The 15,936-nt window shown below is 70.4% G+C and carries 6 protein-coding genes; 3 read left to right on the plus strand and 3 right to left on the minus strand.

Annotated features, from left to right (window positions below):
• Positions 1 to 34 precede the first annotated feature (34 nt).
• Both G4D83_RS22915 and G4D83_RS22920 read right to left on the minus strand, forming a co-directional pair.
• Complete coding sequence (locus G4D83_RS22915; protein WP_240356510.1) at positions 35 to 3,484, minus strand: amino acid adenylation domain-containing protein; 3,450 nt, start codon at positions 3,482 to 3,484, stop codon at positions 35 to 37.
• Positions 3,481 to 11,736, minus strand: coding sequence for a non-ribosomal peptide synthetase/type I polyketide synthase (locus G4D83_RS22920; RefSeq protein ID WP_205522695.1), 8,256 nt, complete (start codon positions 11,734 to 11,736; stop codon positions 3,481 to 3,483). The genes G4D83_RS22915 and G4D83_RS22920 overlap by 4 nt, the downstream gene beginning before the upstream one ends.
• 93 nt (positions 11,737 to 11,829) lie before the next feature.
• Between G4D83_RS22920 and G4D83_RS22925 the strand changes: the two genes are divergently transcribed.
• Complete coding sequence (locus G4D83_RS22925) at positions 11,830 to 12,777, plus strand: arginine deiminase family protein (RefSeq protein ID WP_163866943.1); 948 nt, start codon at positions 11,830 to 11,832, stop codon at positions 12,775 to 12,777.
• Between the two features lie 103 nt (positions 12,778 to 12,880).
• Here G4D83_RS22925 and G4D83_RS22930 read toward each other — a convergent pair whose 3' ends face one another.
• Entirely contained in the window at positions 12,881 to 13,876 is a 996-nt protein-coding gene (locus G4D83_RS22930; protein ID WP_163866944.1) for a peptidylprolyl isomerase, read from the minus strand.
• A gap of 298 nt (positions 13,877 to 14,174) precedes the next feature.
• Here G4D83_RS22930 and G4D83_RS22935 point away from each other — a divergent pair, with 298 nt between their 5' ends.
• Together G4D83_RS22935 and G4D83_RS22940 are read left to right on the plus strand one after the other, a co-directional pair.
• The gene (locus tag G4D83_RS22935; RefSeq protein WP_163866945.1) at positions 14,175 to 14,963 is read left to right on the plus strand and encodes a peptidylprolyl isomerase; all 789 of its coding nucleotides are present in this window, start codon (positions 14,175 to 14,177) and stop codon (positions 14,961 to 14,963) included.
• A gap of 20 nt (positions 14,964 to 14,983) precedes the next feature.
• On the plus strand, positions 14,984 to 15,934 hold the full coding sequence (locus G4D83_RS22940; RefSeq protein ID WP_163866946.1) for a peptidylprolyl isomerase: 951 nt from the start codon (positions 14,984 to 14,986) through the stop codon (positions 15,932 to 15,934).
• Positions 15,935 to 15,936 lie beyond the last annotated feature (2 nt).

Raw genomic sequence — 15,936 nt, forward strand, 5'->3', positions numbered from 1 at the left:
CGAAGAGGTGGAGGCGGCCCCGGGAGGGGCGGCGCTAATCGTGTTGGGAGGGGTCCGGCAGGTTGAGCTCGGCGCGCGAGTCCGCCTGGACTCGACGCGCCTGTCGGGGACGGGCGACCAGCGGTGGCGGCGCGGGACGCGACTCGCTGGGGCGAAGCGTCTCCAGGTGCTTCGCCATGGCGCCCAGGGTGGGGTGCTCGAAGAGGACGCGCAGGGCCACGTTCACGCGCCAGGCCTCCTGGATGCGCGCGAGCGCCTGCACGGCCTTCATCGAGTGGCCGCCCAGGGCGAAGAAGTGGTCATCCACGCCGACGCGCTCCACCCCCAGCACCTCGCGCCAGATGGTCGCGAGGCGTTCTTCGTCGGGGGTGCGCGGCGCCACGTACGTGGCCGAGGCGCGCGAGTCCATCGCGGGCGCAGGCAGCGCCTTGCGGTCCAGCTTGTTGTTCGCCGTGCGAGGGAACGACGCCAGCACCACGAAGTGCGCGGGCAGCATGTAGGCGGGGAGATGGGCGCGCAGGTGCTCGCGCAGCGCCGCTTCGTCGAGTGCGGTGCCGGGGACGGGCTGGACGTAGGCGACCAGCGCCGGGTCGCCGGCCGGTCCCCACGGGCGCACGGCAGACTCCGCCACACCGGGGTAGCGGGCCAACTGCGCCTCGATGTCACCCAGCTCGACGCGATGGCCGCGCAGCTTCACCTGTCCGTCGCCGCGCCCCAGGAACTCCAGCGAGCCGTCGGCCCGCCGCCGCGCCAGGTCTCCAGTGCGGTAGAGGCGTGCGCCTGGATGCCCCGAGTGCGGGTCCGGCACGAAGCTCGCGGCGGTGAGGTCCGGGCGATTCAGATAGCCACGGGCCACGCCCAGTCCACCCAGGTACAGCGAACCCACCACGCCGGGAGGCACGGGGTGCAGCCACGCATCCAGCACGTGCGCCTGGGTGTTGGCGATGGGGCGGCCGAGTGTAATCGGGCCGCCGGTCTCCAGCCGCGACACGGTGGACCACACGGTGGTCTCCGTGGGGCCGTACATGTTCCACAGCTCCGCGCAGCGCGCGCGCAGGGGGGCGAGCAGCTCGGAGGGCAGGGCCTCGCCGCCGCACAAGAGCTTCAGGGTGGGGAGGCCGGACCAGCCCAGCGACAACAGCATCCGCCAGGTGGAGGGCGTGGCCTGCATCATCGTGGCGCCGCTCGCCGTCAGCAGCGGCATCAACCGCGTGCCATCCACCGCCTCCTCCTGGCTGGCGATGACCACGCACCCGCCCACGCTCAGGGGAAGGAACAGCTCCAGCACGGAGATGTCGAAGGCGACCGTCGTCACCGCGAGCAGCGTGTCCCGCTCGGTCATCCCGGGCTTGTGCCCCATCGACGTCAGGAAGTTGGCCACGGCCTCATGCGGGACGGCCACGCCTTTGGGGAGGCCCGTGGAGCCGGAGGTGTAGAGCACGTACGCGAGGTCGGAGCCCCCGGTGGAAGTGAGCGCCGCGGCGGACGGGGCCTGGGCGGCGTCGGAGGACCGGAGCGTGCGCCCGCGCCAGTCGGGGATGAGGGCCGCGAGCTCCGGCTCCGTCACCAGCGCCGCGACGCCGCTGTCCTCGAGGATGTGCATCAGCCGGGGCGCGGGGTACATCGGGTCGAGCGGGACGTAGGCCGCTCCCGACTTGAGGATGCCGAGCAGTCCGACGAGCAGCTCCAGCCCTCGCTCCAGGAAGAGTCCCACCCGCTGCCCTGGACTCACGCCCAGGTGCCGCAGGTGGTTCGCCAGTTGATTGGCCCGCGCATCCAGTTGGGCGTAGGTGAGAGCGGAGGCGCCGAAGCGGGCGGCGGTGGCATCCGGGCGACGCGTGGCCTGCGCTTCGAAGAGCGCATGCACGGTGCGTGGGCCCGGGAGCTCGGAGTCCGTGGCGTTCCACTCGCGCAGCAGCGAGGACTGCTCCGTCTCGGACAGCAGGGCCAGCCGTGAGACAGCGCGCTCCGGAGTGTTTGCCACCTGCTCCAGCAGGCCCAGGAAGTGGGCGGTCATCCGCGCCGAGGTCGCCTCGTCGAACAGGTCGCTGTTGTAGGTCAGCTCGCTGACGAGGCCCCGTTCGGTCTCCGCCAACGACAGCGCGAGGTCGAACTGCGAAGTGCCGCTCTCCACCTCCATCAACTCCAGCGTCAGCCCGGGCAGGGCCAGCGGGGCCGGAGGCGTGTTCTGGAGGGTGAGAAGGACCTGGAACAGGGGCGGGTGGCTCAGGTCTCGCGCGGGCTGGAGCGCCTCGACGAGCTGTTCGAGGGGCACCTCCTGGTGGGAGTAGGCGGCGAGCGTGTCACGGCGCACGTCACGGAGCAGCGCCGAGAAGGTCGGGTCTCCCTCCAGGGACACGCGCAGCGGGAGCGTGTTGGCGAAGAGGCCGATGAGCGCTTCCGTCCGAGGGGGCCGGTTGGCGATGGGGGCACCCACCACCACGTCGCGCTGGCCGCTGTAGCGGGAGAGCAGCACGCCGAACGCGGTCAGCAGCGTCATGAACAACGTCGCCTCCGTGTCGCGGGCGCGTTGCTTGAGTCGGGTGACGAGGGCAGGGGGCACGGTGAAGCGCCGCGTGGCACCGAGGTATCGCTGCGCCGCGGGCCTGGGGCGGTCCGTGGGCAGCTCGAGCAGCTCCGGAGCTCCGGCCAGGTGCGCCCGCCACCACTCGACGTGCGGCTTCAACGTCCCATCCTCCGCGCGCCGCCGCTGCCAGTGCGCGTAGTCCGCGTACTGGATGGGCAGTGCCGGCAGGGTGGCTTCTCCACCAGAGGTGAGGGCCTGGTAGTGCGCGGCCAGCTCCTGCATCAACACGCTCAGGGACCAGCCGTCGCTGGCGATGTGGTGCAGCGTGAGCAGCAGCACGTGCTCATGCGCTTCCAGTCGGAGCAGTCGCACGCGCAGCGGCGAGTCCTTCGTCAGGTCGAACGGCGCGCGCGCCTCCTCGGCCGCGAGGCGCTGGACCTCCGCGCGCCGTGCCTCGGCGGGCAGCGACGCCAGGTCCACCCGAATCATCGTCACGTCGACGCCGGGCAGGATGTGCTGGACGGGCCGCCCCCCATCCATGGCATAGCGCGTCCGCAGCACGTCGTGGCGCTGGACGATGGCGCTCAGCGCGCGCGTCAGGGCGTCGGCGTCCAGCGTGCCCGCGAGGCGCAGGGCCGCGGGCATGGTGTATGCGCCGGACGGCCCCTCGAGCTGCTCCAGGAACCACAGCCGCTGCTGGCTCGAGGAGAGCGGTGGCGCCTCGCCATGCGGTCGGGGAGCGATGGACTCCGCGACGCCGCGCGCGGCCACCGCGGCTTGCTGGAGGAACGCGATGACCTCCTCCTTGCGCGACTTCAGCTCGGCCTGCAGCTCCGGAGTCAGCGCCCCCGGTGGAGCGCTGAAGCGCAGGCGTTCCCCCTCCAGCCACAGCTTGATATCCAGGCCGCGCAGGTGGCGCATCACTTCGTCGATGGGGCGTGGAGTGGGGAGGCTCACAGCTCGCCCTCCTCGTGCGCGGTGTCGCCTGTTCGCGGGCCCGTGGCCCAGAGGAGCGTGTCCAGGTGCTCCGCCAGGTCGGCGAGCGTCGCTGCCTTGAGGAGTCGCTCCAGGGACACCTCCACCTGAAGTGTCTCCCGCAGTCGCGAGGCCACCTGGGTGGCCAGCAGCGAGTCTCCGCCCAATTCGAAGAAGTCGTCGTGGATGCCCACACGCGGAATGCGCAGGGCCTTCATCCACATCTCCGCGAGCGTGGACTCGGTGGGCGTGCGTGGCGCGACGAAGGGGCGCAGGGTCGCGTTCGCGGCCGGGTCGGGGGCTGGGAGCGCGTGGCGGTCCACCTTGCCACCCGGAGAGATGGGCAGGGCGTCCATGAGGACGAAGAAGGCGGGCACCATGTAGTCCGGCAACGTCTCCAGGAGGAACCTGCGCAGGTCCGTGGGCGTGACGCTCGCTGATGCGGTGGGCACGACGTAGGCGACCAGTCGCTTGTCGGAGCCACCGCTTCCCTCCACCGGCTCGTGGTGGACAGTGACGGCCACCGCCCGCAGGGCCGGATGTCGGCTGAGAGCGGACTCGATTTCCCCCAGCTCGACACGGAAGCCGCGCACCTTGACCTGATGGTCCGTGCGGCCCAGGAACTCCAGGGCGCCGTCCGGCAGGTAGCGCACCACGTCCCCCGTCTTGTAGAGGCGCGCGTGAGGTGAGCTGGAGAACGGGTCCTCGACGAAGCGCTGCGCGGTCAGCTCGGGCCGGTGAAGGTAGCCGAGCGCGAGCAACTCGCCGCCAATGTGGAGTTCGCCCGCCACGCCGATGGGGACAGGTCCCCCATGCCGGTCGAGCACGTGGAAGGCGCGGTTGGAGAGCGGTCGGCCGATGGGGACGCGCGCGGAAGGCTTCTGCCCGTTGGAAGCAGGAGGCACCTCGTGGGTCGTCGCGGTGATGAGCGTCTCCGTGGGACCGTAGGCGTTGAGGAGCCGCACCGAGCCCAGTGCACCGCGCTGCCACTGCTCCAACACGGCCGCCAGCACCGCGTCGCCACCCACGATGACCAGGCGCAGGTGGTGGCCCGCGAAGTCGGGCGGAGACTCGTCCCAGCGCTGGGCGAGCTGACGCCAGTAGGCCGTCGGGAAGTTCACCACCGTGAGCCGGTCCTCGATGAGGTGCCGCGCCATCTCCTCGGGCGTCCATACCGTGGGGCCGCGCAGCACCAATGTCGCGCCGACCATGAACGTCGGGAGGATCTGCTCCAGAGAGGCATCGAAGCTGAACGACGCGAACTGGAGGATGCGGTCGTGCTCCGTGTGCCGGTAGCGCGGGATGACGTCGTGGCAGTGGGTGACGAACGCGCCATGCCCGACGACGACGCCCTTGGGCTCACCCGTGGAGCCGGACGTGTAGATGACGTAGGCCGGCGTGGTGGCCTGCGCGAGGTTCTCCAGGTCCCCCTGGGGCAGTGTCGCCAGCAAGGCCGCGTCGGTGTCCAGGCGGACGAGCTTCGTGTCCAGGGCCGGCAGCCGCTCGGAGAGCGCGCCCTGCGTCACGACCACGGCCGCGCGGGAGTCCTCGACGAGGAAGCGCAGGCGCTCCGTGGGGTAGGCCGGGTCCAGCGGCACGAACACGCCACCCGCCTTGAGGATGCCGAGCAGCGTGACGAGCATCTCCGGCGAGCGGTCCAGGAGCGCGCCCACCAGGACGCCGGGCCCGACGCCGAGCGCGCGCAGGTGATGCGCGAGCTGGTTGGCCTGCTGGTTGAGGGCCGCGTAGGTGAGGTGCCGCCCCTCGAACTCCACCGCTGTCTTCTCGGGCCGCGCCGCTGCCTGCTGCTCGAAGAGCTGGTGGACCAGGTGCTCTCGCGGGTACGCGGCGCGGTTCCGCTCGTTCCAGGTGAAGGTGAGCTGGTAGCGCTCCGCGGCGGTGAGCACCGGCAGTTGGTGAAGGAGGCGCTGGGGGGCGGCCACCAGCCCTTGCAGCAGTGCTCGGAAGCCGCGCGCGAAGCGGGCGACGCTCGCGGGCTCGAACAGGTCGGTGTTGTAGTCGAAGTCCAGCACCAGCCCGTCCTCGACATCGAGCACGTTCAGGCTCAAGTCGAAGGCGGCGAACGCGACAGGCTGGGAGTGGAAGCTCGCCTTCAGGCCCCCCATGTCGCGCAGGGCGAGCGGGCGCTCCAGGTTGAACGTCACGCCGACGAGCGTCGTGTGGCTGGTGGTTCGAGGCAGCGCCAGCCGGTTGATCAACTGGGCGAAGGGGTAGTCCTGGTGCTCGTAGGCGGAGAGGAGCGTCTGCTTGAGGGCCCGGAGGTACTCCGGGAAGGGCTCGTCACCGCGCGCGTGGCTGGAGATGGGCAGCAGGTGTGAGCAATAGCCGACGAGCCCCTCGGCGCCCTCCAACCCGCGCCCGGAGGTGGGGATGCCCACGAGGAGCTCGGCCTGTCCCGTCAGCCGGTGGAGGAAGGAGGTGTATGCGGAGAGCAGCAGCATGAAGGGCGTGGCCTGCTGCCGCTGACCCAGCTCCCGCAGCGCCTGACTGACGGGGCGCTCCAGGCGAACCGTCTCCCGCGCGCCTCGGAAGCGTCGCGACGCGGGGTGGAGGAAGTCAGTGGGCAGCTCGATGGCGGGGATCCGCTCCACGCGCTGCTCCAGCCAGTAGCGCTCGTGGACCGCGAGCGCCCCCGTGGACTCCTGCGTCTTGAGCCAGTGGACGTGGTCGCTGGACTGCTTCACCGCGGGCAGGTCCGGAGTGGCTCCCGTCACGAACGCCGAATAGGCCGCCGCCAGCTCGTGGACGATGACGCCCAGGGACCAGCCATCCACGACGACGTGGTGGGTGGTCAGCACCAGCAGGTGCTCCGATGCGTCCAGCTTGAGCAGATGAGCGCGGAACAGGGGGCCCTGCCGCAGGTTGAACGCGGTGGTGCTCTCCTTCGCGTACCAGGCGGCCTGGGAGTCGACCCTGGTGGCGGGGGACAGCGCGGACACGTCGAGCACCGGCAGGGCCATGCGGAGCTCGGGCAGGATGTGCTGCCGTTCGCCGACCGCGTCGATGGTGGTTCTCAGGGCTTCATGGCGGTCCACGACGTATTGCAACGCGCGCCGCAGAGAGTCTTCGCGCAGCGCCCCCTCCAGGCGGAGGGTCATTGACAGGTTGTAGGCGATGGAGCCGCCCTCGTTCGCCGTGGCGAGGATCCACAGCTGTCGCTGCGCCTCCGTCAGCGGCAGGGTCCGCTCCGACGCGGTGGGGACGGGGAGGCCGGGGCCCGGCTGGGGCTGGGGCCAGAAGCCACCCGCTTGCATCTCCGCGACGCTGTCCGCCACCGCGTGGACGATGGCATCGAGCTCCGCGTCGCCATGCGCGGTGGAGAGCATGCAGGTGCGCCCCTCCCAGATGTAGATGCCGCGGTCGCGCAGGTGGCAGAAGAAGAGGTCCATCTCCAGCGGCTGGAAGAGGTAGCTGGAGTTGCCGGCCACGTTGAAGCGCATGACCGAGCCTCCGTGCACCATCTCCACGGGGGCCTGGGCGCGCTGGAAGACCTCGTTGATGCGCTCCGCCAGCCGGGCAGCGCGCTGGTTGAGGTTCTCTTGGAGGGAGGGGCCTTCGTTCTTCAGATGCGTGAGGGTGGCGACCATCGTCGCCATGGTCAGCGGGTGCTTGCAGAACGTCCCGGCGGCGAAGGTCGTCTCGACGGCCGGATAGGAGTCATCGCCGTAGTTCCAGTCCCCGCCGTCGATGCGGTCCACGAAGCCGCCTCGGTCCGCCACGAGGCCGATGGGCATTCCTCCGCCCACGACTTTTCCGTACGTCACCAGGTCGGCCTCGATGCCCAGCCACGCCTGGGCGCCGCCGGGATGGAGGCGGAAGCCGGTGATGATTTCATCGAACATGAGGGGCACCCCCGCCGCGCGGGTCATCTCGCGCAGGCTCTGGAGGAATGCCCGGGGCTGGAGGTTGGGGCGGCGGCTCTGCAGCGGCTCCACCACCACCACGGCGAGCTCGCCCATGCGCTCGCGGATGATGTCGAGCGAGCGCTCCTCGCCATACGGCAGCACGATGACGTCGTCCGCGACCTGCTGCGTGACGCCCGCGGCCATGGGGAGCGACTGAGGCACCCCGTCGACCATCCGCCCGACGACCAGCGTCCCGTCGGAGTGGCCGTGGTAGGAGCCGGTGAACATCACGACCTTCGAGCGCCCCGTGGCCGCGCGGGCCAGCCGGAGCGCCGTCATCACCGCCTCCGTGCCGGAGTTGCAGAAGGTGACGCGCTTCATCCCGGTGAGCTCGCAGAGCAGCTCCGCCGCGCGGCCCGCGAGGTCCGACTGCGGTCCGACCTCCATGCCCTGCTCCAGGCGCTCGCGCAGCGCGTCCACCAGGAAGGGCGGCTGGTGCCCGAACAGGTGCACGCCGAAGCCCATGGAGAGGTCGATGAACTCGTTGCCGTCCACGTCCCAGAAGCGCGCGTCGCGCGAGCGGGTGCTGACGATGGGGTAGCAGACCTCCTTGAGCTCCGCGCGGAAGTTCATCAGCCAGCGCACGTCGCTCCACTGGGGGCGGTGTGTGCTGGCGTGCTGCTTCGAGCTTCGGGTCCGCCGCGTGTGGCGCTCCACCAGCGTGTCCACGTGGTTCCGCTGCGTGGGCGTCAACACCCTGTCGGCCGTGCCCTTCAGGGAGCCCGAGGCGAAGGGCGATGCACCCTTGGTCGGCGGCGCGGACGGGAGCGAGGGGGCGGGTGCCGTGCGAGCAGTGGGCGTGACACCGGGCGCCGCGAGACTCGCGGACGTGGCAGTGGGGGCCACGTCCGCGGCGCCGGAGGGCATGGCGGCGACGGCCCCGGCTTTTCCTCCCAGCAGGGCGAGCTGCTGGCTCATGAGCTGAAGCTGCAGCTTGACGATCTGCTCCAGGCCCGCGTCGCCGGGCGAGAGCGTGGCGGCGGTGGGCGTGGCGAGAGGCTCCGAGGCGGGCGGGAGCGTCGCGAGCGCGGGCGTGGCGTCGGCGGGAACGGTCTGGTCCAGGTAGCGGGCCAGGGCGTCCAGCGTCGTCAGCTCCTCGAAGACCTGGCGCATGGTCAGCGTGACGCCGAACCGTTTCTCCACCGCCCGAGCCGCGTCCATCAGGATGACCGAGTCCGCGCCAAGCTCCAGGAAGGAGGCGTGCGCGTCCATGCGCTCGGGAGGCATCTGGAGCAGTCGGGCCAGCAGGGCGCGGAGCTCGATCAGGAAGCGCTCCTGGCGGTGCACGGTGGAGGGAGCGGTCATGGTGGCCTGCGAGGACTGAGGAGAGGGAGTGGCGTCCAGCCAGTAGCGCTGGCGCTCGAAGGGATGGGTCGGGAGCAGCACCCGGGGAGCGTCGTGGCCCGCGTGAAGCGAGCGAAGATCCACCGGGACGCCTCGGACGTAGAGGGCGCCCAGGGTGCCCAGGAGCGTCTCCCATGCATCGCGCTGCTTTCTCAGGCTGGGGAGCCATTCGGCGCCGCCCTCGGGGAGGCAGCGCTTCGCCATGCCCAGCAGCGTGTCGTGCGGTCCCAGTTCGACGAACAGCGAGGGGCCCTTTGCGTCCAGGGCCGCGCGTTGGATGCTTTGAAAGAACTGGACGGGCTCGCGCACGTGGCGGCGCCACTCCCGCGCGGTAGGCGCCGCGGTGAGGGGCGCTCCGGTGAGGTTGGAGATGAGCGTCAATCGCGGCGGCTGGAACGCGACGCCGGAAGCGGCCTGCTCGAACGCGTCGAGCATGGGTTCCATCAGTGGCGAGTGAAACGCATGCGAGACCTGGAGGGGGCGGGCTTCCACGCCTCGTGCCTCCAGCGCCTGGACCACGCGCTCCACCGAGGTCCGCTCTCCGGAGATGACGACGTGGCGGGGCCCGTTGATGGCGGCCACCTCCACCGCGCGCTCGGACGCCAGCGCTGCGCGGACCGTTGCCTCGTCCGCCATGAGGGCGACCATGGTCCCCTCGGGTGGCAGGGCCTGGATGAGGCGGCCACGAAGCGCGAGCAAGCGCAGCGCGTCCTCGAGCCCCAGGACTCCGGCCGCATGCGCGGCGGCGTACTCACCCACGCTGTGCCCGAGGACGGCGTTCGGCTTCACGCCCCACGAACCCCACAGCTCCGTCAGGGCGTACGCCACCGCGAACAGGGCGGGCTGGGTGTAGCGCGTCTGGTGAATCCGAGCTTCGTCGTCACCGGGCCCTGGGAAGAGGAGCGACTTCAGCGACACGTCGAGGTGCGGACGAAGCAGCGCGTCGCAGCGCTCGATGGCCTCGCGGAAGACGGGGGCGCTTTCATGGAGCGCGCGCGCCATGCCGGGGTACTGCGCGCCCTGGCCAGGGAAGAGGAAGGTGACGTGCGGAGGGGCCTCGCGCCGCGCCTCGCCCTGGTGCAGGCCAAGGACGTCCTTCCCCTGGAGAAACGCGCCGAGCCGCTCCGACAACTCCTGGGACGAGCCCGCCACCACGGCGAGCCGGTGCGGCCAGTGGTCTCGCCCCGTCGCGGCCGTGAAGCACAGCGCCTCCAGCGAGGGCGCGTCCGAAGAGGCGAGCAGCTCCCGATAGTGTTCGACGAGGACGCGAAGGGCCGGCGCGGTCCGGGCAGACAGCGTCAACAGATGATGGGTGCGCGCCGGAGGGCTCGTGGCCGCATGAGCACGCGCGGGAGATTCGCCGAGGATGACGTGGGCATTGGTCCCCCCGAAACCGAAGGCACTCACGCCCGCGTACCGCGCTCCCAATGCTTGGGGCCAGGGCTCGCGCCGCGTCGGAATCTGGAAGGCGGGCTGCCGCAGGTGGATATGCGGATTGAGCTGACGGAAGTGGGCCTGGGGGGGAATCTCCCCGTGCCGCAGCGTCAGGACCGCCTTCACGAGCCCGGCGATGCCAGCGGCTGCTTCCAGGTGGCCGATGCTGCTCTTCGCCGAGCCGATGTAGCAGGGGAGCGACGTGTCACGCCCCTGGGCCAGCACCGCCTGGAGCGCGTCGACCTCCATGGGGTCGCCCAGCGGCGTCCCCGTACCGTGGGCCTCGACGTAGCCGATGCTCGCGGGGGACAGCCGCGCCTGTCGCAGGGCCTGACGAATGACGTCCTGCTGCGCGGCGCCGCTGGGCGCGGTGAGGCCATTGCTGGCGCCGTCATGGTTGACCGCCGAGCCGTGGAGGACGGCGAGGATGGGGTCGCCCGCGGCGAGCGCGTCCTTCAGTCGCTTGAGCACGACGACGCCGCAGCCCTCGGAGCGGACATAGCCATCCGCGGAAGCATCGAAGGTCTTGCATCGGCCATCGCCCGCCATCATCCCCGCCTGGGAGAAGGCGATGGTGAGCTCCGGAGTCAGGATGGCATTCACACCGCCGACCAGGGCCAGGTCGCACTCCTGGGAGCGGAGGCTCTGGCGGGCCAGGTGCACGGCGACGAGCGAGGAGGAGCACGCGGTGTCCACCGCCATGCTCGGCCCCCGCAGGCCCAGCAGGTACGAGAGGCGGTTGGCGGCGATGCTGTGGGCGTTGCCCGTGCCCGCGTACGCATCCAGCAGGGCGGGGTCACTGAACTGCTGCCGCGAGTAGTCCTGGGTGCTGATGCCCACGAACACGCCGGTGCGGCTGCCCTGGAGGGCCTTGGGCGCGTGGCCACCGCGCTCCAGCGCCTCCCAGGCGACCTCCAGCAGCAGCCGCTGCTGCGGGTCCATCCGGTGCGCCTCGCGAGGGGAGATGCCGAAGAACAGCGGATCGAACGCGTCAATCCCCTCGACGAAGCCGCCCCAGCGCGTGTTCATCGTTCCGGGTGCCCCCGGCCCGGCACCGTGGAAGCGCCGCGAGTCCCAGCGGCTCGGGGGCACCTCCGTTATCGCGTCACCCCCTCGTTGCAGCAGGGCCCAGTACGCCTCGGGTGAAGAGGCACCCGGGAAGCGGCAGGCCACCGCGGTGATGGCGATGGCGTCGTCCAGGTCCACGGAGGACTCCGCCTCGGACGCCTCGGGGACGGGAGGCGGCGCGAGCAGTCCGGCCAGATGCCGGCTCAGGGCATCGATGGTCGGGTGCTCCCACAAGGCGGTGGGGGAGACGTCCTGCCCGAGCCAGTCCGCCAGCTCCCCCGTGAGGAACACCGCCTCCTTGGAGGTGAGGCCGTATGTGACGAAGGGTTCATCACGCTTCACCTCCGAGGGCGGTACACCCGCCTCCTCGGCCACGGCGGCGACGAGCCACGCGACGAGCTGCTCGAACGTGCGAGGAGGGTGGGAGGACGGCGGCGAAGGTGAGCGAGCGAAAGTTGTCAAGATCTGAATTAGTTGAAAAGAACCGTATTGTTGATTTATTACATCAATCCGTAAATTCAGATCTAGCCACGTATGCGTGGCGGGTGCGATTTGATGGCGTTTGGCGAAGTCGAGTGCTGGTCCGAGGATGGCCGGCTGGACAGCGTGGTGGTGTTCCGGCCCGCCGAGCTGGACGTCGCGTCAGAGGAGGAGGCGGTCGCGGTGGGGTTTGCCCGCGTCGTGACGCGGGCCGCCGCCGAGGATGCCTTTGGCCGGCTGCGCCAGACGCTCGCGTCATTTGGCTGCAAGGCCATCGACCTGGAGGAGTTCCTGTCGCCGGCGGACCGGGTGGTCAGCAACACCACGGTCAACCGGGTGTTCGTCCGGGACACGGCGGTGGTGCTGGGGGCGCGGCTGGTCCGGGGTGCGGCGGCGTTTCCGCCGAGGGTGGCCGAGTTCGACGTGGCGCACGGAGCGCTGTCACGGCTGATGGGGCGGCACGACGGGAACGCGGAGTGGGCGGCCGCGGCACGCGTCGAGTTCGGGGACGTCTTCCTGCTGGGGCAGGGGCGGTTGCTCGTCAACGTGGGGTTGCGAAGCGACCCTCGGTTCGTGAGGGACTTCGTGGACCTGGCCTGGGGCGCGGGGTTCGAGGAGGTGGCGGTCGTCCGCATCCCCGACAGCCTGGGCATCATCCACCTGGACCTGGCCTTCAACGTGCTCGGGACGGAGGCCGTCGTGGCGCGAGCGTTCCTGCGCCACTGTCCGCTCCACGTGTACCCACGTGGGGAGCCGCCGCGCTGGGAGTCGTTCGAGGCGTACTTCGTTCAGCGGGGCCGGCGCGTGCTGGCGTTCGAGCCGGGGAGCACGCATCCCTTCCTGTCGAACTTCATCAGCCTGGAGCCGCGGTTGTTGCTCGCCTCGGAAGGGGCGGCGCCGCACCTGCGCAACCTGGCGCGGGGCCTCGGGCTGGAGGTGGTGGGCGTCGACATCGACGCGCTCGAGAGCGGCAACGGGAGCGTGCGCTGTCTGACGATGCCGTTGCGGCGCGGCGTGGCGTGACGAACCCGTGTCGCGATGTCTGTGATTGTGGCCATGGTAGGGCTCGCGAGCCGGCGTGAACCGCTGAAATGGTACGCCGGCTCAGTGCCTCGCTACCAGTCGCCTACGGGTGAGGCTGCGCCGTCGGAGCAGGAGCGGCGGGCTTGTTCTCCGCGCCTTCAATCTTCAACTGCTCCAGCGCCGCTTCCTTCACTTCAATCTTCGCCTGCGCCTTCAGCCCGTCGATGAATCCCTCCATCGCCTTGGACCGGCGCTCACCCAGCAGGCGCGCCTCGATGCGCGGCTTCGCCTGCTCGAAGGTCTGGTCCATCCCGACCTGCCGGCCCTGCAGCTTCACCAGGTGGAAGCCCTTGTCGGTCTCCACGACCTGGCCAATCTCCGACGACGACTTCAGACCGAACGCCGCCTCCGCCAAGGCCGCGCCCCACGCCACGGTCAGCTCATCCCGGCTGCGGAAGCCCAGGTCTCCACCTGCGGGCTTGGTGGCCACGTCCTGTGACTGCTGCGCCGCCGCCAGCTCGAAGGCGCTCTTCGTGGGGCCCGCTTCCTTCGCCTTCAGCTCCGCCAGCAGCTTCACCACCGTCGCCCGGGCCTGCGTGCGCTTCGCGGCGTCATCCTTTGGCGCCTCCAGGAAGATGTGGCTCACGCGGACGCGCTCGGGCTTCAAGAACTCGGAGAGGTGCTCGTCGTAGTACTTGCGCACCTCCGGCTCGGCGAGGGTTCCGGCGGCGGCCTCCTGCTGCTTGCGCAGCAGCTTCTGCACCATCACCTTCTCCAGCGTCGCCTGAATCTCGGGGTCCTTCTCCAGCCCCTGCTTCCGAGCCTCCTGCACCAGCAGCTCGAAGCGGATGAGGTTGTCGAGGAACTCCTTCTTCTTCTCCAACGTGGCGTAGCGGCTGCGCACGAACAGCGGCTGCTCGTCCAACTTCGCCTTCATCTCCTGGGTCGTCACGCTGCGGTCATTGATGACCGCGACGACGGGGCTCGAATCCTTGGGCCCAGCCTCCGGTGGACGAGGACTCCCACCGTTGCAGGCGGAGAGGGCGAGGGCGGCGACGACGGCGGACAGGACTCGGGTTCGGACGGAGAACATATGCATGGGTGGAATCAACCTCGGGAGCTTCACTTGGGGTGTGAACGCGCCGCGTTTTCGAGCCGGGACGGCGGTCACCGCGTGAAGCGACAACCAAAAAGTGGGCCTGAATCGTATATCCAACATGGCGCAAGGTGCGAATCCCGTGGTTCCTCGGACCAGGCTCGACGGGCAGCAGGGAAAGTCTCCTCTAGGAACGATACGGATGAGTCGCGCCCTGCTGGTCGTGTGGGGGCTCTGCACCGCCTGCACGAGGCCCGCGCCGGAGACTCCTAGCGGGGAGGCTTACACTGGTGGAAGCCCGGTGGTCGGCCGCTTCGACGGCGGCGTCATCACCCAGGCGGAGCTCACCGAGGAGTCTTCCCGGCTGCCCTCTCCACTGCGTGAGCAGTTCGAGCGCCCCGCGGGTCAGCGCGAGTTCGTGCGCTCCATGATCGACAAGCGCCTGCTCGCTCAAGAGGCCCGGGTCCGTGGACTCCATCAGCGCCCGGACATCCACAAGCAGGTCCAGGCCCTGGAGGAGCGGCTGGTCATCCAGGAGTTGATCGCCGCCGAGGAGAAGTCCGCCGGGACGCCGAGCGACCAGGCGCTGCGTGACTACTACGAGCAACACCGGAACGACCTGGCCCAGCCGGAGCGACTGCGCCTGGCGCGGGTGCGGGTCCTCGTGCCGCAGGGCGCGACGGCCCCTCAGCGCGCCCAGGCGAAGCAGAAGGCGGAGCGGCTGGCGCAACGCCTCAAGGCGGGCGAGGCCTTGGAGAAGGTCGCCGCCGACGGTGAAGGCCCGGAGCGCGGACGCGGTGGTGAGCTGGGTTGGGTGGCGCGCGGCGACCTGCCGGAGCGCGAACTGGAAGCGGCGGCGTTCGCCTTGAAGAAGGTCGGCGACACCACGGGTGTCGTGGCGGAGGCGAAGGGGTTCTCGGTGGTGCGGTTGCTGGAGCGCAAGGACGCGAGGGTTCCCGCGTTCGAGGAGGTGAGGGCGGAGGTGGAGGGGCGCGCGCTGCCGCAGTGGAAGCGGAAGGTTCTCGAAGGAATGCTGGCCCGACTGCGTGCAGCGGGCTCGGTGGGCATCGACGTGCCTGAGACGCCCTGAGGGCGCAGGCGGGAGGGGTTGTGCATCACTTTGGCTCGAGCGGCGTTTTCGCCGCGGATGGCGTCGTGTGCCCCAAGGGTGGAGATCATCCACTGCCCGCGCTCCGGACTCCTCGGTTCGCGCGGCGGCTTCCGGTGTTCGCGCTCCTGGTGCTCGCCCTCGGCGGGTGCCAGGACGAGCGTGTCGTCGCCGAGATTGGCGAGCGCGAAGTCTCCCAGGCGGATGTGTCCGCCTATCTCGCCGCGCGCAGCTCGCGCGAGCGTCCTCAACCCGCCGAGGCGCTCGATGCGCTGGTGGAGCGCTCGCTGCTCGCCGACGAGGCGCGACGCGCGGGCCTTCACGAAGACGAGGCGGTCCAGGCCCGGTTGAGGACCGCCGAGCGCGAAGTCCTGGCCCAGGCCCTTTTGGACAAACGCCTGTCGGAGCTGACCACCGAGGCGAAGCTGCGCGAGCGCTACGCGATGACGCGGGAAGAGCTCGGACGTCGCGAGGTGCATGTCCGTCAGCTCATGGTGCGAGTGGCCCCCGGCGCGGACGACGCGGCGCGGGCCGGTGCGCAGTCGCGCATGAATGCGCTGTTCGCGAGGCTCGCGGGCGGGGAGCCGTTCGAGAAGGTCGCGCGCGAGGCCTCCGAGGAGACGGTGAGCGCGGCGAGGGGCGGAGACGTGGGCCCGGTGCGTGAGGGCCAGGTGGACGACGTGTTCTTCACCGAGGCCGCGCGTCTCGCCAAGGGAGAGCGCTCGCGTCCGTTCGCGACGCCATACGGGCTGCACCTGCTCGAGGCCGTGGAGGCCGTGAAGACCGTGGTGCCGACCTTCGAGGAAGCGCGCGGCAAGCTGGAATCGGATTCGCGTCGCGAGGCGCAAGCGCGGCTCATGAAGGACCTTCGTGAGCGCATCTCCGTGAAGACCCATCCGGAGCGTCTGGACGCCGCCGCGTCCCTGGCCACGCGTCAGACGAGCAAGGAATAGCA

Origin of the sequence: Myxococcus eversor, from assembly GCF_010894455.1 — a bacterium.
In the GTDB taxonomy this organism is placed as follows: Bacteria; Myxococcota; Myxococcia; order Myxococcales; family Myxococcaceae; genus Myxococcus; species Myxococcus eversor.